Consider the following 16196-nt stretch of genomic DNA (forward strand, 5'->3'; position numbering starts at 1 on the left):
TCCGCCGTTTCCGCCCCGGCTTCAGCCTCGGCCTCGGCCGCTTCTGCCGCGTCGGCGCTCACCGCTGAGGACGCCAAGCTGGTCACCCTGGCCCGGAGCGCACGCGCCCGGGTGGGTGCGGCCGAGGGCGCGGCGGTCCGCGACCAGGACGGCCGCACCTACGCGGCGGCGACGGTCTCGCTGCCCCACCTGACGTTGAGCGCGCTGCAGCTGGCGGTCGCGTCGGCGGCCTCGTCGGGGGCCACCCTGATCGAGGCGGCCGCGGTCGTCACCGAGGCCGAAGGGCTGGACGAGGCGGGGCAGGCGGCCGTGCGCGACCTGGCGCCGACGTCGCCGATCCACGTGGCCGACCCGGCCGGGACGCTCCGCGGCACGGTCACGGCATGACGCGCCGCACCTCGCTTTCCCGCTTTTCTCAGTCGGACATCGGTGGGCAGGCCGCCGCGACGTCCGGGACCGGTGCGGCATGAGCGACGATCGCGGGCGTTCCGAGTCCACCAGCTCCGGCGCCTCTCGCGGGCGTGGCAAGTCCACCGATCCGGCGGGCTCGTCGCGGGGCCGATCCACCACCTCACGCTCGGCGGGGGAGACCTCGCGCGCGGGCGGATCGTCTTCGCGCTCGGCGGGGGCCGGCCGGAGTTCCTCAGGGGCCGGCCAGAGTTCCTCGGGGGCCGGCCAGAACCCCTCGGGGGAGCGGCGGCTGACGGCGGGGGAGCGGAACGAACTCCGGCGGCAGGAACGGCGGGCGGCTCGGCGGGCCGAGGGCGCGGCTGGGAGCGCGACCGGGAGTTCGGCCGGGGGCCGGTCGGGGGATGGCGGCGCTGGTCGGCGTGGCGGTGCCGGGAGCGGTCGGCCGGGTGCTGCCGGTCGCGGCGCTGGAGACGGCCGGCGGGCGGGCGTTGGCGACGGGCCGGAACGTGGCCGGGGTGCGAGCTCCCGGAGCGGGAGCGAGCCGGGTCGCAGTTCGCGCGCTGAGCGGGAAAGTGGACGCGACGGGCGGACCGCAGGTGCGGAACGGCAGGAAATTGGCGGGACGGTTTCCTCCCGTACGGGAAAGAGTGAGCGCAAGCCACGCACTCACCGTCACCGGGAAGCGGCGCGGGTTACGCAGGATGATGTTTACCGAGCGGGATTCGCGTGTTTTGTCGGGCGGCCGAATGCCGGCAAGAGCACGCTGACCAACGCGATCATCGGGCAGAAGATCGCGATCACGTCGAACAAGCCGCAGACGACGCGGCACGTGATCCGGGGCATTGTGCACCGTGAGAACGCGCAACTCGTGCTGGTTGACACGCCTGGTCTGCACCGGCCGCGCACTTTGCTTGGGGAACGGCTCAACGATCTCGTGCGCGAGGTGTGGAGCGAGACCGACGTGATCGGTGTGTGCTTCCCGGCCGACGAGCCGGTCGGGCGCGGCGACCGGTTCATCTCGTCGGAACTGGCCGAGCTCAAGGCGACGGTGATCGCGGTGGTGACCAAGGTCGACCTGGTCGATCCGGGGACGCTCGCCAAGCATCTGCTCGCGGTGAGTGAGCTCTACGACTTCGCTGAGATCGTCCCGGTCAGCGCGGTGTCGGGACACCAGGTGCAGACGCTGGTCGACGTGCTGGTCAAGCACCTGCCCGAGTCGCCCCAGCTCTACCCGGACGACGTGCTGACCGACGAGCCCGAGCAGGTGCTGATCGCGGAGCTGATCCGCGAGGCGGCGCTCGAGGGCGTCCGCGACGAACTGCCGCACTCGATCGCGGTGCTCGTCGAGGAGATGATGGTCGAGGGCGGCCTCACCAAGATCTATGCGGATCTCTATGTCGAGCGGGACAGCCAGAAATCGATCGTGATCGGGTCGCGCGGCGTCCGGCTGAAAGAGGTCGGCAGTCACGCACGCGGCGAGATCGAGCAATTACTCGGCACCCGCGTGTATCTCGATCTTCATGTCCGGGTAGCCAAAGAATGGCAGCGTGACCCGCGTCAGCTCCGTAAACTGGGTTTTTGATCATTCCCGGACCATTCCTGTGGGTGGATGGCCGGATATTTAAACCTGCCAATGCCTCGATTATGGGATAATTCACGCTGGTTTGCGCGTTTAGTCCCGACTGGGTAACAACGAGTCCTATGCGAAACCGGTACCTGGATCTGCTGCGCGCCGCCGCAACCGTCCGGGTCGTGGTCTATCACTCGACCGGCTGGGCGGCCCTCACCATCGTCTTCCCGGCCATGTCGGTGATGTTCGCGCTGGCCGGCTCGATGATGGCGGCGTCGCTCGACCGCTATGGCCCGTTCGCCGTAGAGCGCCGCCTGCACCGCCTGCTGCCGTCGCTGTGGGTGCTGGCCGCGATCGCCGTCCCCGCGATGCTCGCGGTCGGCATGGCCTGGGACTGGCAGGTCCTGTTGTGGGCGTTCCCGATCGTCGACCCGCCGGCCGAGGGCTTCTGGCTCCAGGGCCTGGCCGCGATGTGGTACTTGCGCGACTTCCTGTGGTTCGTCCTGTTGTCTCCGCTGCTGCTGCCCCTGTTCCGCCGGTTCCCGCTGACCACCCTTTCCCTCCCGTATGTGGCCCTGGCCGCGATCACGTTCGCCGGCGTGACCCCGCACCTGATCGTCCGCGACCTGGCCCTCTATGGCGGGGCCTGGTTGCTGGGGTTCGCCCACCACGACGGGCTGCTCTCCCCGAGGCGAGCCACCCGATCCGTGGCCGCCGCGTCGTCGCGTTTGTCATCGATGCAGGGTCTGCTTTCGTCCGCCCGCCGTTGGTCCGGACCGTCCGCGCCCGTCTCGCCCATGTCCGGCCCGTCTTCACCCATTTCGCCCGCACCCGCCTCTTCCTGCCGGGCTGTACGCGTTTCGTCCGCGCCCGCCGCGTCCGGCTCGCCTGTGCGCGTTTCGTCCGCGTCCGTCTCGCCCTCGTGCTCGGGAGCGGCGCACGATGATCGCCCCGAGCCCGTTCGCGGCGCGGCCCTGGCTCGCTACCGCTGGTGGCTGGTCGCCGTGCTGGGCGTGACCGGCGCGGTCTGGGCCGTGACCCACCCCGGTCCGCGCGGCTTCGACCTCAACGACATCCCCCTCGCGAACGCCTTGTGGTCGGCCGCGTTCATCCTGGTCGTGCTCGGCATCTCGCCCCGGGTGGCCCCGCGTCGCGCCCTGACCGTCCTGAACGCCCGGGCCCTGACGATCTATCTGTGGCACGTCCCGCTGATCATCGCGGTGGTGCGCCTGGCCGAGGCGACGGGCCTGCCCGTGCAGGGCTGGGTCGGCATCACCTGGCGCCTGGCCGTGGTGTCGCTGCTGCTGGCCGTGGTCGTGCTGGCGGTCGGCTGGATCGAGGACATCAGCGCCGGCCGCCGCCCCGCCCTGATCCCCGGCCGGGCCCGCCGCGTGGCCCCCGTCTCCCCGGCCCCGGCCGGCGCGAGCAACCGCCTCACCGAGCAGGCCGGCGCGACCCGCAGCTGATCCGCCTCACCGAGCAGGCCGGCGCACCCGCAGCTGATCCGCCTCACCGGGCGGGCCGGCGCGACCCGCGGTTGACCCGCCACACCGGGCGGGCCGGCGCGACCCGCGGTTGACCCGCCACACCGGGCGGGCCGGCACGACCCGCGGTTGACCCGAATCACCGGGTGGGCCGACACGATCCGCGGCTGACCCCGTGACCCCGCGTCGCCGCCGGGCGACGTCAGCGCACCGTGCCGAGTTGCTTGACGTTCCGGAGCAGTGGTTCCGACTCGATCCGTTCCACGCCGTCCAGCGGGCCCAGCTTCTCGGTCAGATAGTGGTAGAACTCTGGCATGTCCCGGCAGACCACGAGGGCCTGCACGTTGGTCGGCCCGGTGGTGGCCGCCGCGAAGACGATCTCTTCATGCTCGCGCAGCGCCGCCCCGACCGCAGCCAGCCGGGACGGGGTGACCGTCAGCCAGAGCAGGACCGGGGCGCGGAACCCGTACGGCTCCGCCTCGACCTCGACGTCGGTGTAGAGCGACCCGGACTCGAACAGCTCCTGCACCCGGCGGCGGGTGGTCGATTCCGGCCAGCCGGTGGCGGCGGTCAGTTCCGCGTAACTGAGCCGCCCGTCCCAGGCCAGCGCCTCCAGCAGCGGCGCGTCGGCGGGGGTGAGGCGCGCCGCCGGCCGGTCGCCGCCCGCCAGCCGGACCGGGGTCAGCGCCGCGATCTGCTCGGCGGTGAGCGCGTCGTCGTGCAGGTCGGGGCCGACCGCCCCGCCGACGAACTGGTGGATCACGCAGTGCGCGCTGACCGAGGCCACCCGCGGGGTCCGGGGCAGCTTCTGCAGCAGCAGGGTCTCGCGGTCGACCGAGGCCGGCACCCGCACGACGCAGGCGATCTCGGTGCCGCCCGAGGTGATCGACACCCAGCCGGTGTCGGAGCGGCGGGCCAGCGCGCCGGCGATCGACAGGGCCGAGTCGGGCGCCGCGCGCAGGCGGATCAGCCAGGTCTCGTACCCGAGCTCGATGGGGTTGGGCAGGCCGACCACCCGGACGCCGGCCTCGGCGCGCAACCGGCGGTAGCGCCGGGCGACCGTCTGGTCGGAGACCCCGAGCACCGTGCCGATCTCGCGGTAGCCGGCCCGGCCGTTGATCCGCAGGGCGTGCGTCACCTGCCGGTCAAGATCGTCGATTTCCACCGGTCTCAGCGTAGTGAAAGTCGAGATCCGCAGGAACTGGCGATGTGGCTAGGGAGATGAGCGCGGCGGGCAGCATCCTGCGGTGCATGCGTAGATGGTCACCCTTGATCGCCGTCTGTCTCGGCACCTTTCTGCTCCTGGTGGACGTCCTGATCGTCGTCGTCGCCCTGCCGGCGATCTCCGACGACTTCGGGGCGGACTACGCCGACCTCCAGTGGGTCCTCGACGGGTACGCCCTGTCCCTGGCCGCCCTGGTGCTCGGCGCCGGCTCGCTCGCCGACCGGTTCGGCCGCCGCCGCATCTATCTGATCGGCATCGGCATCTTCGCCGTCTCGTCGCTGCTCTGCGCGGTCGCCCCGAACGCGCAGGCCCTGATCGCGGCCCGGATCCTGCAGGGCCTCGGCGGTGCGGCCATGTTCGCGTGCACCGCCGCCCTGCTCAACTTCACCTATCACGGTCGTGACCGGGGCGTCGCGTTCGGCATCTGGGGCGCGGTCAACGGCGCCGCCGCGGCCGCCGGTCCGCTGGCCGGTGGCCTGCTCACCGAGCACTTCGGCTGGCGCTGGGTGTTCCTGGTCAACCTGCCGATCTGCCTGGTCGCGGTCTGGTTCACGACGCGCGGGGTGAGCGAGTCCCGGGCACCCTCGGGCGGCCGTTTCGACCTGCCCGGCACGGTCGGCTTCACCGTGGCGGCGGCCGCCGTGACGTACGGCCTGATCCGCGCCGGGGAATCTGGCTGGACCGATGGCGTGACCCTGGCCGCGTTCGCCGCCGGACTGGTCGCCCTGGTGCTGTTCCTGATCGCCGAGGCCCGCTCCGACCACCCGATGCTCGACCTGGCCCTGTTCCGCCGGGCGCCGTTCGCTGTGTTGATCGTCGCCGCGTTCCTGGCCCAGGCCGCCGCGTTCGCCTACCTGCCGTTCAGCACCGTCTGGCTGCAGCAGGTGCTCGGCCTGGGCCCGGTCGAGGCCGGTCTGTACGGCGCCCTCCCGATGGCGGCCGCCTCCCTGGTCGTCGGCGCGGCCGCGGGCCGGTTCCTGCAGCGGATCGCCCCGCGTTGGACCGTCGGCCTCGGCCTGCTCCTGATCGCCGCGGGTGACCTGCTGCAGGCCCGGGCCGGCGCCGACCGCACGGGCGCGATCCTGATCCCCGGACTGATCGTGGCCGGTGTCGGCGTCGGCTGCGTGCTGCCCGCCAACGCGTCGGCGGTGCTGGCCGAGGTGCCGCGCGAGCGCAGCGGGATGGCCGGCGGGACGCTCAACACGTTCCGCCAGCTCGGGCTCGCGCTCGGCGTCGCGGTCTTCGGGACCGTCTTCACGGATCGGATCGCCGACGGGCACGGCTCGCCGGCCGGGTTCGCCGACGGGCTGAACGCCACCCTGGTGGTCGCCTCCGGAACCGCCTTGGTCGCCGGGATCATGGTGCTCGTCCTGCTCCGCCGGCCCGCCGCCGCGCCGGTCGTGGATCCTGGGGCCGGGCGGGCTACGGCCTCACTGGGTTCATCGGGCCCGGACCACCAGGGGCTGTGACACCTGGCCGATCGCGCCGTCCGGGTCGTGCAGGTCGCCCGAGGTCAGGCCGAGGCCGTCGTCGCTGAGGATGGTGCGGGCGGCCAGGTGGACCCAGTCACCGGTGGCCGGGCGCAGCAGCGTCGTGGTCATGGTGGGCGGGATGGAGAGCCACCGGTCCATCGGGAGCACCGCCGAGAGGCCGTTCGCGGAGTCGGCCACGATCAGCGCGCGGTCCTGGCCGTCGAGCTCGTGACCGTCGATCAGGGGCATGCGGACGCGGCTCCAGACGTGGGTCTCGCCGGGCTCGCCGAGGGCGCCCTTGGTGACGCGCCACTCGATCGACTGGCCGTAACCCCAGTCCTCCATGCCGGGGAACTTGCTCTCGTCCTCGGGGAGCGGGGCGGCCTGCTCGGTGGGGGTGCCGACCGGAGGCTTCGGGCCCGGGGCGAGATGCCAGGCGCGGGCGGTCACGGCGACGCGGCCGTCGACGAGCATGCGGGCCTCGTTCAGCGCGGTGAGCCGGCCCGGCTTGATCGGCGAGACCTCGACCCGGAAGTCGCGGCGCGGGATCGGGCCCAGGAAGTCCACCGAGATGCGCGCCAGCCGCAGACCCTCGACCGTGAGCACCCGGCCCAGGAGGGCGGCGGGCGGGCCGCCGTGCTGCATCTCGGTGTCCCAGGGGCTCTCGGTCGAGCGGGTCGGCCGGAACTCGTCGTCGCCGAGCGGCAGATAGAAGCTCATGCCCCGATCATGCCGCGAAGATGAGCGCGTCCCCACTGGCGGTGCGCAGGTTCAGCACGTTCTTGGAGGTGGGGTCGTTGACCAGGCCCTGCACGCCGGCGTCACCCGAGCCCGTGTGCGTGGTGATCTTGTAGTTGCCCTGGGGCGCCCGCACCTGGACGTCGCCGCTGGTCGTCTCGGCGGTCACCGACGTCGCCGCGCTCAGCGCCGCGGTGATGTCGCCCGAGGTGACCTTCAGGGTCAGCGGGCCGGCCGCGTCGATCACGTTGATGTCACCCGACGTCGACCGGATCTCGACCGCCTTCTTCGCGTTCACCACCCGCATGTCGCCCGACGTGGCCCGCACCTTGACCGTGCCGGCCGGGTCGACCACGTTGACGTCACCCGAGGTCAGCTTGAGGTCGGTGTCGCCCATCGAGTCGAGCGTGAGGTCGCCCGACCGGAGCTCGCCGCCCACCTTCACCCCGGCCGGGGCGACGATTTCGTACGACACCGAGCAGTTGTGCCCGCACGACGTGTCGATGAGCAGCGTGCTGCCGTCGAGGCGGTACGACTCACCCGGGTTGTCGCTGCCCCGCACGATCCGCTTGATGCTGGTCTCGGAGACCGCGTCCGTACGGATCATGACGTCGCCGGAACCACCGTCGAGCTTGATGTCGGTGATCTTGGTCTTCTCGGTGTCGTCGAAGGTCAGCCTGGCCCCGACCACCCCGGCACACCCGGTCAGGGTCGTGGCCGCCGTCGCGGCGATGAGGGCGAGAACTCCGGCGCGCCGGGCGAGTGTCGTGGTCATGGTGACGACGCTATGACCCGTTACCACCCGGGCACCATCGGTCCTGTCACTGACCGGCCCCGGAGATGACCCTGAGATCCGGGTCAGGGTCGCCCGCGCCGAAGGGGCAGAATGGCGGGGTGCCCGCAGCCGGATACCGCCGCCACCTCTACCGCGACGACGCGGTGGTGCTGCGCGTGCAGAAGCTCGGTGAGAGCGACCGCATCATCACCCTGCTCACCCGGCGCCACGGCCGTCTGCGGGCGGTGGCCCGGGGCGTACGCCGCACCACCTCGCGTTTCGGCGCCCGGCTGGAGCCGTTCGGTCACATCGACCTGCAGCTCGCCGGCTCGCCCGAGGGCGTGGGCAGCTCGCTGCACTCGGTGAGCCAGGTCGAGGCGGTCGCGCTCTATGGCAAACAGTTCCTGGGGGACTACCCGCGTTACACGGCGGCCAGCGCGATCGCCGAGACCGCCGAGCGGCTTACCCCGGTCGAGCGCGAGCCGTCGCTGCGGTTGTTCCAGCTCACCCTGGGCGCGATGAAGGCGCTCTCGGTCGGCGAACACGCCAGCAGCCTGGTCCTCGACGCCTATCTGCTGCGGGCCATGTCGGTCGCCGGCTGGGCGCCCGCCATCGCCGAGTGCGCCGTCTGCGGCACCCCCGGGCAACACGCCGCCTTCTCGGTTCCGGCCGGGGGCGCGGTCTGCCCTGACTGCCGCCCGCCCGGCGCGGCCCACCCCAGTCCGGCCACGCTCGGCCTGATGCAGGCGCTGACCTCCGGCGACTGGGAGACGGCCGACGCCACCGAGACGCCGGTGCGCCGGGAATGCAGCGGCCTGGTCGCCGCCCACCTGCAATGGCACATGGAGCGGGCGTTGCGCTCGCTGCCGCTGGTCGATCGACGGGAGAACCCATGACGCCGCGTCCGCCCACCCCTCATCTCTCCGGCGCCACCCCGCCCGAGCTGCCCCGGGCCGCGCTGCCCAAGCACGTGGCGCTGGTGATGGACGGCAACGGCCGCTGGGCCAAGGAGCGCGGCCTGTCCCGCACCAAGGGCCACGAGCAGGGCGAATACTCGCTGTTCGACACCATCGAGGGCGCGATCGAGCTGGGGATTCCCTACCTTTCCGCGTACGCCTTCTCGACCGAGAACTGGAAGCGTTCGCCCGAAGAGGTGCGGTTCCTGATGGGCTTCAACCGCGACGTCATCCGCCGGCGGCGTGACCAGCTGGTCGACCTGGGCGTGCGCGTGGTGTGGTCGGGCCGCCGGGGCCGGCTGTGGAAGAGCGTCATCTCCGAGCTCGAGACCGCGCAGGAGATGTCCAAGAAGAACAAGACCCTGACGCTGCAGTTCTGCGTGAACTACGGCGGCCAGGCCGAGATCGCCGACGCCACGGCCGCGATCGCCCGCGACGTCGCTGCCGGCAAGCTCGATCCGGGGCGGGTCAACGAGAAGACGATCGCGAAATACCTCTATCACCCCGAGGTTCCCGAGGTCGACCTGTTCCTGCGGCCCTCGGGCGAGCAGCGCACGTCGAACTTCCTGCTCTGGCAGTCCGCGTACGCCGAAATGGTCTTCCTCGACACCCTCTGGCCCGACTTCGACCGCCGTCACCTGTGGTACGCGTGCGAGCTCTACGCGAGTCGCGACCGCCGTTTCGGCGGCGCGATCCCCAACCCCGTGAGCCCGACGTGACGCGACGCGATGCCGAACCCCGTGAGCCCGACGTGAGGCGGCGCGATCCCCAACCCCGTGAGCCCGACGTGACGCGACGCGATCCCGAACCTGAGCGGGGAGGCGCACGATGAATCGGCTCTGGCTGGCGCGGCACGCCGAGGCCTCGATCGACGAGTCGGGGCTGACCGCGGCCGGGCGGCGTCAGGCCGAGCTGCTGGGTGCGCGGCTCGCCGACGCCGGGATCACGCGGATCAGCCACAGCCCGCTGGCCCGAGCCGCTGAGACGGCCGCGATCGTCGCCGCCGCCCTCCCCGGCGGTGTGCCGGTGGTGGCGGCCGAAGAGCTGACCGACTCCGACCCGTCCGAAGACCCGGCGGCCGCCGACGCGATGGTCGCCCGCTTCGCCAACCCGCCGGCCGACGAGCTGTGCATCACGCACAACTTCCAGGTCGGGTGGTTCCTGCGAGCCGCCCTCGAGACTCCGCCCGCACGCTGGATCGGCCTGAACTCCTGCAACACCGGCGTCACCGTCCTGCAGTGGCGCCCGGGCCGCCCGGGCGCGGCGCCGCTCGTCTTCAACGACCTCACCCACCTGCCACCCGAGTTGCGCTGGACGGGTTTCCCGCCCGAGCTTAGCCTCCCCTGAAACCCGGCGCAGCCGCGTGAGGGTTGCCGCTCCCGGCGTGGCGGCGGGTGGGCTGCCGCTCCCGGCGTGGCCGGGTGAGGGTTGCCGCTCCCGGCGTGGCGGCGGGTGGGCTGCCGCTCCCGGCGTGGCCGGGTGAGGGTTGCCGCTCCCGGCGTGGCGGCGGGTGGGTGGGTCAGGACTCGGTGAGGATGCGGACCGTCGCCTCCACGTCGGACAGATCGGGCAGCACCGCGTGGGCGCCCGCCAGCACCAGCTCGGCCATCTTGGTCGAGCCGGTCGCCACCGCCACCGCGTAGGCCCCGTTGGCCAGGGCCGCCGTCACGTCGTGGACCGTGTCGCCGATGACGACGGCCTGGAACCGTTCGCCGTATTTCGCCTCGGCCCGCTCCAGGCTGCGCTTGACCAGGGTCGCCCGCACGTGGTCGTCGGTGCCGTAGCCGCCCACCTCGGCGTCGAACGCGCCACCCAGGTCGAACGCCGCCACCTTGGCCGCCGCCACCTCGGGCACGTTGCCGGTCACCAGCGTCTGCACCACGCCCGGATGGCCGCCCAGGCGGGCCACCACGTCGCGGACGCCGGGCATCAGCGAACCCTGCTCGGCGAACAGATGCTGAGTGCGCCGCACCTCGGCCACATAGCGCAGGAAGAACCGCTCGGGTGTGCAGTCGGTGACGCCGTGGGTCGCGAAGACCTCGGCGCAGATGTCCATGTCGGTGCGGCCGCCGAAGACCGGCGTCTCGCGCCAGATCAACCCGGTCAGCTCGCAGAACGCCGCCCGCCAAGCCGTCGACGCCACCCCGCCGCCGCGCAGCAGGGTGTAGTCGACGTCCCACATCACCAGGCGTCTCACTCGCGCAGCGCCCGTTCGATGTGTTCCACCTTGGCCGTGAGCGCGTCGGTGACCCCGGGGCGCACGTCGGCCTTGAGGGAGACGCTGACCCGCGGCGCCTTGGCCGCCACCGCGTCGACGGCCTGCTTCACGACGGCCATCACTTCATCCCACTCGCCCTCGACGGTGGTGAACATCGCGTCGGTGCGGTGGGGCAGTCCGGAGGCACGCACCACCCGCACCGCCTCGGCGACCAGATCGCCGACGGAGTCGCCCACCCCGAGGGGCGTCACAGAGAAAGCAACCAGCACCGGACCATCGTCCCAGGCGTCACCCCGGGTGAGGCAACCCTGTGGATAACTTGTCTGAGAGCGCTCTCACAATCTGTTTCCGCTGGTGGGAGCTCAGATCAAGCCCTTTCCCGTACGCGAAAAGGGATCGCGCTCCATCACCGCGAAGCCGCCGCCAGGGCCTCGCGGATCTTCTCGGCGCTCGCCGGCGTGCCCGGCAGCTCGCCATAGGCGCCGTAGGGCGGCCCGTAGACGGGAGTGCCCGGCTCCTGCCGCCAGCTGTCGGCCAGCGACCCGGTGTCGACCGTGTCGTAACCGATCGTGTCGAGAAACTCGGTCGCCGTCTGCTTGGCCGCCGCGTCGTCCCCGGCGATCGGCAGGGCCGACCGGTCGGCGGCACCGGCGGGACGGGTCAGCGCGCCGAGATGACCCGACCAGATGTTGTTGAAGACCTTGACCACGTGGGCCGTCCCGAGGGTCTGCTGCTCGAGCTGCGCGCTGGTGAGCTCACCGGACTGCAGCGCCTCGAACGCCCCGTCGCGCTGCGGGTAGTAGTTGTTCGTGTCGAGCACGACCTTGCCCGCCAGCTCGGCCACCGGCAGCTGCGCGAACGCCTTGAACGGCACGCTCACCACCACGATGTCGCCGGCCGCGGCGGCTTCGGAGGCCGTCGCCGCGCGCGCCTTCGGCCCCAGCTCCTCGGCGAACTCCTTGAGGGTTTCCGGACCACGGGAATTGCTGATCACCACGTCGTAACCGGCCGCGACCGCGAGCCGCGCCACCGTGCCGCCGATGTTCCCGCTACCGATGAATCCGATCGTCGTCATGACCGCGACAACCCGGCACCGCCGACCCGAATTCCGTGATTGACAACCCGGGGCCTGTCTCGCAGATCACGCGCGGGGCTGCGGCCGGGCCCGCTCGCGGTTAGCGTTCCCGCAGTGATCACAGCAGACGCGGCCGGCACCTGGACCCTCGGCGACCATTCCGTCAACCGCATGGGCTTCGGCTCGATGCGCCTGACCCCGAACCCCGACCGTACGGTGGCCGTAAGGGTCTTGAGGCGCGCCGTCGAGCTGGGCGTGAACCACATCGACACCGCCGCCTTCTACGTCTCGCCCGGCGGCATCCTCGACCGCGGCGCCGGCCCGGCGAGGTATGCCACCGAACTGATCCGAGAAGCCCTTTCCCCGTACGCACCCGGGCTGTTCATCGCCACGAAGGTGGGCCCCGGCATCCTGCCGTCGGGCGAGTTCGAGACCGCCGACACCCCCGCGCGCCTGCGGGCCCAGGTCGAGGAGAACCTGCGCCGTCTGGGTGTGGACCGCCTCGACCTGGTGAACCTGCGCCTGACCCGTCGCGAGGGTTCGGTCGCCGTCCGTTTCGCGGCCCTGGCCGCAATGCGGGAAGAAGGCCTGATCCGTCACCTGGGCATCTCCAACGCCACCCTGGAGCAGGTCGACGAGGCGGCCACGATCGCCCCGGTCGCCTGCGTCCAGAACAGTTTCGCCCTCGACCTGCGCCGCGACGCCGACATGCCGGCCGCCCTGGCCTCGCGCGGTATCGCCTTCGTCCCGTTCTTCGCGATCGCCGGCCCGAACCGTGAGGACGGCGCCGGTTCCGCCGTGGACGGGGTTGTGGCCCGGGTGGCCGCCACCCACGGCGTCACCCCGCACCAGGTCCGTCTGGCCTGGACGCTGCACCAGGGCGACAACGTGCTGGCCATCCCCGGCACCGGCGACGAACGCCACCTGGAGCAGAACATCGCCGCCGGTGCGATCCGCCTGTCCGATCAGGAAGTGAAGGAGCTGGCCCAGCCGGCCCGAGCGCCACGGAGCTCGGCGCCGCATCGCGACGCCGAGCCGGGACGGTCAGGAGCGGAGCAGGGTGGTGATCTCTCGGGCCAGTTCGGTGCTGGCCTCGATCTCGGCCTTGCGGATGGAGACGCTTTCGACGTTGAAGCCGAACGGCATGCCCAGGCGGGTGCAGAACGCCCTCAGGTCGCGGGCGATGGACAGGCACTCGCGGCGGGACGTCTCGAGTGGGTCGGATGACTCGCGCAGCTCGGTGGCCAGCCACGGTGGGACCTCGACGCCCAGCCAGTCCAGGAACTCCAGCGTCTTGGGGGAACCGCACAGGGACAGGGTGAAGATGACCGGGCGCGGGGTGATGCCGGCGTCGCGGCAGGCGTAGAAGTAGTCGGAGACCAGGTTCTTCGTCTCGTTGAGGTCGTAGACGACCTGGGAGATGAAGAAGCCGCAACCGCGTTCCTGCTTGGTCAGCATGCGCAGGTGCTCGTCGCCGTGGCGGGCGTGGCGTTCGCTGATCACGACGGCGCCCAGCGGGAGGGCGGGGCTGGCCTCGCGGTGCAGTTGCTGGGCCCGGCGCAGCGACGTCCGCACCGGCTTGGTGCCCGAGGAGGAACCGACCAGCACGGTCAGGATGTCGTCCGAGCCGGCCGAGGAGGCCAGCCAGGCGCGCAGGTCGGGCTCGGCGTACTTGCCGACGCAGCGGTAGATGACCACCGGCTTGTCCCAGTCGCCGAGGTGGTCGGTGTGGAACGACGCGGGGTCGAGCGTCGGCAGGTAGGGGAACGGGCGTTCCTCGGGATTGCGGTCCGACTCGTCGTCGATGTCGTAGAGGATCAGGCCGTCGAGGTCGAGACCGGCCAGGCGGCCGACCGTGATCTCGGCTATCTCCTTGACCCGCTCGGGGGCGGTGGCGCGACGGGGCGGGGTGATGCTGAAGAGCATCACCCCGCCCTGAGCTTCGGCGAGTTTCGACTGCAACGAGTTACGTGACACGGGCCCAGCGTAGAGAACCGGTCACGCGTGGTCGGCGCAGCAGGGGGTGGGTTCCCGCGTTTCGAACGGCACGAGCACCCCGCCGGCGGCCGGCATCGTCACCAGAACGAGGTCGCCGGAACGGTACTGAGGCCGTACGAAATCGCGGGTGTCCACCACCGCGTCGTCGTCGGCCACGCCCGAGCCGAGCACCTCGACCCGGTCGATCGCCGTCGACGAGACGATCTCGGCGACGGTCCGCCGGCCGGTCAGTTCCGCCGAGCCCGCGAAGATCACGGCGCGACCGAACTTGCCGGAAGCGGCTGCCTCGGCACCGGCCCGCAGCTCGTCCGTGGTCTCGAACGAGGACGACGAGACCACGCTGACCGCGACGTGCGGGAACGGCGCCTGCACCAGATGCGTACAGGCCAGGGCCGGCGCCGGGTCGAGCGAGAGGATCCAGTGGTCGGCCTCGGAGACCTCGCGGTGACCGAGGCTGACCCCGGTCGCCGCGAGACTCCGAGAAACCGGGCGGTACAAACTCACTTGGGGAGGACCCAGATCGGGTTGGTGTAGAACCACAGGTCACCCCACGGGTCGGCGTCGCCCACCACGTCCAGCTTCGGGCCCACCGGGTCGACCGCCGCTCCCATCAGGCCGGGCTGGGTGCGGTTGCCGTCGGTGCCCCGGACGCGTACGTAGAACGGCTTGTCGAGGCGGCCGAACGAGTAGGTCAGCGAGATGCGCTTGGACGACGAGGAGATCTCGAACGACTTGACCACCTTGGTGTTCGGGGCGGTGAAGGCGTCCTTGTCGGCGACCGGGCCGGTCACCGTGCCCACGATGACGTCGACCCGCTTGAGCACCGGGACGAACTGGGCCCAGTTCGGCACGTCCTGCAGGTCGATGTCGAGGGTGATCTCGGTCGAGGTGCCGCGTTTGACGTGCAGCACGCCGCCGAGCGGGGTGCCGGTCGCGCCGCGGCGGTCGCCGGCGACCCGGACCCGGGCGTCCAGGTTCTTGATCAGGCGGCCGTGGTCGACCCAGACGCGGCCGGCACGCAGGCCGTCCATGACCTGCTTGTAGCCCCACGAGGTGGCGCCCACGTTCGTACGCCCGTAGAAACCGGGCCAGAAGTCGCCGGCCGTGGTCAGCGTCTTGCCGGTGTAGACCGGGTCGTTGTACTTGCCGTTGGCGTCGAAGTCGCTGCCGGGGCCCCGGTCCGACTGGTCCAGATAGTTGACGTGCGAGTCCGAGTTGACCGTGATCCACCAGGCCTTGCCCTCGGCGAGCAGGCTGTCCCAGAGGCCGCCGACGGTGGAGGTCATCCAGTCGAAGCCGCCCCAGGTGCGGTAGCTCTCCAGCGGGTACCCCGGGAACGACGCCGCCGACGGGTTGTTGTCGTAGTAGCCACGGGCGCCGCCCCGGCCGTTCGGCGCGGGGATGCCGGCGGCCTGGTGGCCGGGCGCGCCCTCGAAGCCGACGGCGACCGACGGGTCGGCGTCGCGCCAGTTGCGGATCTCGTGCGGCGAGTCGATGCCGCGGCGGGCCGGGTGGTTGGCCAGGAACAACGCGGCCTCGACCTTGCGGGCCCGCACCTGGGAGCCGAGGAACTTGATGCCGGCGATCGCGGCGGCCTCGTTCTGCTCGGGGGTGTTGGTCGGGGGCAGCAGGTTGCCGTCGTAGTTGTTCTCGAACTGCTTCAGAACCTCGACCTCGTGCTTGCTCGGCGCCACGAACACGGTCGCGTGCTCGGCGGCCGGGATGTTCCACTCCAGACCCTGGAACGTCAGCAGGTCCCGGAGCTCCTCGCGGGTGGCCCGGATGTCCGGGTTCACCTTCTCGACGCCGATCTTCGCGTGCGCGACGCTGCCGTGGTCGGTGATGACGACCCAGTCGAGCCCGAACGCGCGGCCGTGCCGGGCCTGGTCGATCACCCGGTACTGGGCGTCCGAGCTGTACTGGGTGTGGATGTGGTGGTCACCCGCGAGCCAGGTGAACCCGCCCTTCTCGGTGCCGCCACCGGCCGGGCCGTGGCTGTGCGGCAGACCCGCGGCCTGCGCGGCGGTCGGGGTGGCCAGCACGGAGGCGGCCGCGCCGGCGCCCAGCAGGCCGGCGCCCCGCAGGAAGCCACGACGCGAGACGTCGGACGGTGACAGTTCGCTGTCCGGGATGCTCATGTCGAGCGCCGCGGGAACGTCGCCGCCGGCGGACTCGTGCGCGTGGTCGTGATGGTGGTCGTGACCGTGACCCATATCGGTGATCTCCCACAGATGGATGCATGCGTACTCGGGCACACATTCGTCGTGATAGATC

General features: G+C 71.5%; 15 protein-coding genes and 2 pseudogenes. 8 read left to right on the forward strand and 9 right to left on the reverse strand.

The window, feature by feature from the left end; all coding sequences use genetic code 11:
• Positions 1–57: 57 nt before the first annotated feature.
• From JIG36_RS40155 to JIG36_RS40165, 3 genes and pseudogenes are all read left to right on the forward strand, one after another.
• A pseudogene (locus JIG36_RS40155) lies at positions 58–387 on the forward strand (cytidine deaminase-like protein); the annotation flags it as partial.
• A 637-nt stretch (positions 388–1024) separates the two neighbouring features.
• The gene (era, locus tag JIG36_RS52755) at positions 1025–1993 is read left to right on the forward strand and encodes a GTPase Era (protein WP_438870793.1); all 969 of its coding nucleotides are present in this window, start codon (positions 1025–1027) and stop codon (positions 1991–1993) included.
• A 119-nt stretch (positions 1994–2112) separates the two neighbouring features.
• Entirely contained in the window at positions 2113–3447 is a 1335-nt protein-coding gene (locus JIG36_RS40165; protein WP_203381710.1) for an acyltransferase family protein, read from the forward strand.
• Between the two features lie 220 nt (positions 3448–3667).
• On the opposite strand, the gene JIG36_RS40170 is transcribed toward JIG36_RS40165, so the two are convergent.
• Positions 3668–4630 (reverse strand): Lrp/AsnC family transcriptional regulator, encoded by a 963-nt coding sequence (locus JIG36_RS40170; RefSeq protein WP_203381711.1) that lies wholly within the window; start codon positions 4628–4630, stop codon positions 3668–3670.
• An 86-nt stretch (positions 4631–4716) separates the two neighbouring features.
• Between JIG36_RS40170 and JIG36_RS40175 the strand changes: the two genes are divergently transcribed.
• Positions 4717–6159, forward strand: coding sequence for an MFS transporter (locus tag JIG36_RS40175; protein WP_203381713.1), 1443 nt, complete (start codon positions 4717–4719; stop codon positions 6157–6159).
• Here JIG36_RS40175 and JIG36_RS40180 read toward each other — a convergent pair.
• Positions 6130–6882, reverse strand: a complete 753-nt coding sequence (locus JIG36_RS40180) for a thioesterase family protein (RefSeq protein WP_203381715.1) — start codon at positions 6880–6882, stop codon at positions 6130–6132. The two genes, JIG36_RS40175 and JIG36_RS40180, sit on opposite strands and share 30 nt — an antisense overlap.
• Before the next feature lie 7 nt (positions 6883–6889).
• On the reverse strand, positions 6890–7675 hold the full coding sequence (locus tag JIG36_RS40185) for a DUF4097 family beta strand repeat-containing protein (RefSeq protein WP_203381716.1): 786 nt from the start codon (positions 7673–7675) through the stop codon (positions 6890–6892).
• A gap of 119 nt (positions 7676–7794) precedes the next feature.
• Here JIG36_RS40185 and recO point away from each other — a divergent pair, with 119 nt between their 5' ends.
• The 3 genes from recO (at position 7795) to JIG36_RS40200 (ending at position 9978) form a co-directional block, all read left to right on the forward strand.
• The gene (gene recO, locus JIG36_RS40190) at positions 7795–8571 is read left to right on the forward strand and encodes a DNA repair protein RecO (RefSeq protein ID WP_203381717.1); all 777 of its coding nucleotides are present in this window, start codon (positions 7795–7797) and stop codon (positions 8569–8571) included.
• Positions 8568–9350, forward strand: coding sequence for an isoprenyl transferase (locus tag JIG36_RS40195; RefSeq protein ID WP_203381718.1), 783 nt, complete (start codon positions 8568–8570; stop codon positions 9348–9350). The genes recO and JIG36_RS40195 overlap by 4 nt, the downstream gene beginning before the upstream one ends.
• Before the next feature lie 109 nt (positions 9351–9459).
• The gene (locus tag JIG36_RS40200) at positions 9460–9978 is read left to right on the forward strand and encodes a histidine phosphatase family protein (RefSeq protein WP_203381719.1); all 519 of its coding nucleotides are present in this window, start codon (positions 9460–9462) and stop codon (positions 9976–9978) included.
• Between the two features lie 172 nt (positions 9979–10150).
• Here the strand turns inward: JIG36_RS40200 and JIG36_RS40205 are convergent, their stop codons facing one another.
• From JIG36_RS40205 to JIG36_RS40215, 3 genes are all read right to left on the reverse strand, one after another.
• Positions 10151–10828, reverse strand: a complete 678-nt coding sequence (locus tag JIG36_RS40205; RefSeq protein WP_307873102.1) for an HAD family hydrolase — start codon at positions 10826–10828, stop codon at positions 10151–10153.
• Positions 10825–11118: an MTH1187 family thiamine-binding protein gene (locus JIG36_RS40210; protein WP_203381720.1), complete on the reverse strand. Its 294-nt coding sequence runs from the start codon at positions 11116–11118 to the stop codon at positions 10825–10827. The genes JIG36_RS40205 and JIG36_RS40210 overlap by 4 nt, the downstream gene beginning before the upstream one ends.
• A 137-nt stretch (positions 11119–11255) precedes the next feature.
• Positions 11256–11924, reverse strand: coding sequence for an NADPH-dependent F420 reductase (locus JIG36_RS40215; protein WP_203381721.1), 669 nt, complete (start codon positions 11922–11924; stop codon positions 11256–11258).
• A gap of 171 nt (positions 11925–12095) precedes the next feature.
• Between JIG36_RS40215 and JIG36_RS40220 the strand changes: the two are divergent.
• Positions 12096–12899: pseudogene (locus JIG36_RS40220) on the forward strand (aldo/keto reductase); the annotation flags it as partial.
• Positions 12900–12968: 69 nt separating this feature from the next.
• Here JIG36_RS40220 and JIG36_RS40225 read toward each other — a convergent pair.
• From JIG36_RS40225 to JIG36_RS40235, 3 genes are read right to left on the reverse strand one after another with little or no spacing between them, the layout of a single operon-like run.
• Positions 12969–13901: a methylenetetrahydrofolate reductase gene (locus JIG36_RS40225; protein WP_307873103.1), complete on the reverse strand. Its 933-nt coding sequence runs from the start codon at positions 13899–13901 to the stop codon at positions 12969–12971.
• A 21-nt stretch (positions 13902–13922) separates the two neighbouring features.
• A complete protein-coding gene (locus JIG36_RS40230) occupies positions 13923–14426 on the reverse strand; it encodes a hypothetical protein (RefSeq protein WP_203381722.1) in 504 nt (167 codons plus the stop codon).
• The gene (locus JIG36_RS40235; RefSeq protein ID WP_307873104.1) at positions 14423–16177 is read right to left on the reverse strand and encodes a histidinol-phosphatase; all 1755 of its coding nucleotides are present in this window, start codon (positions 16175–16177) and stop codon (positions 14423–14425) included. The genes JIG36_RS40230 and JIG36_RS40235 overlap by 4 nt, the downstream gene beginning before the upstream one ends.
• Positions 16178–16196 lie beyond the last annotated feature (19 nt).

The organism is Paractinoplanes ovalisporus, from assembly GCF_016834655.1.
GTDB classification, from domain to species: Bacteria; Actinomycetota; Actinomycetes; order Mycobacteriales; family Micromonosporaceae; genus Actinoplanes; species Actinoplanes ovalisporus.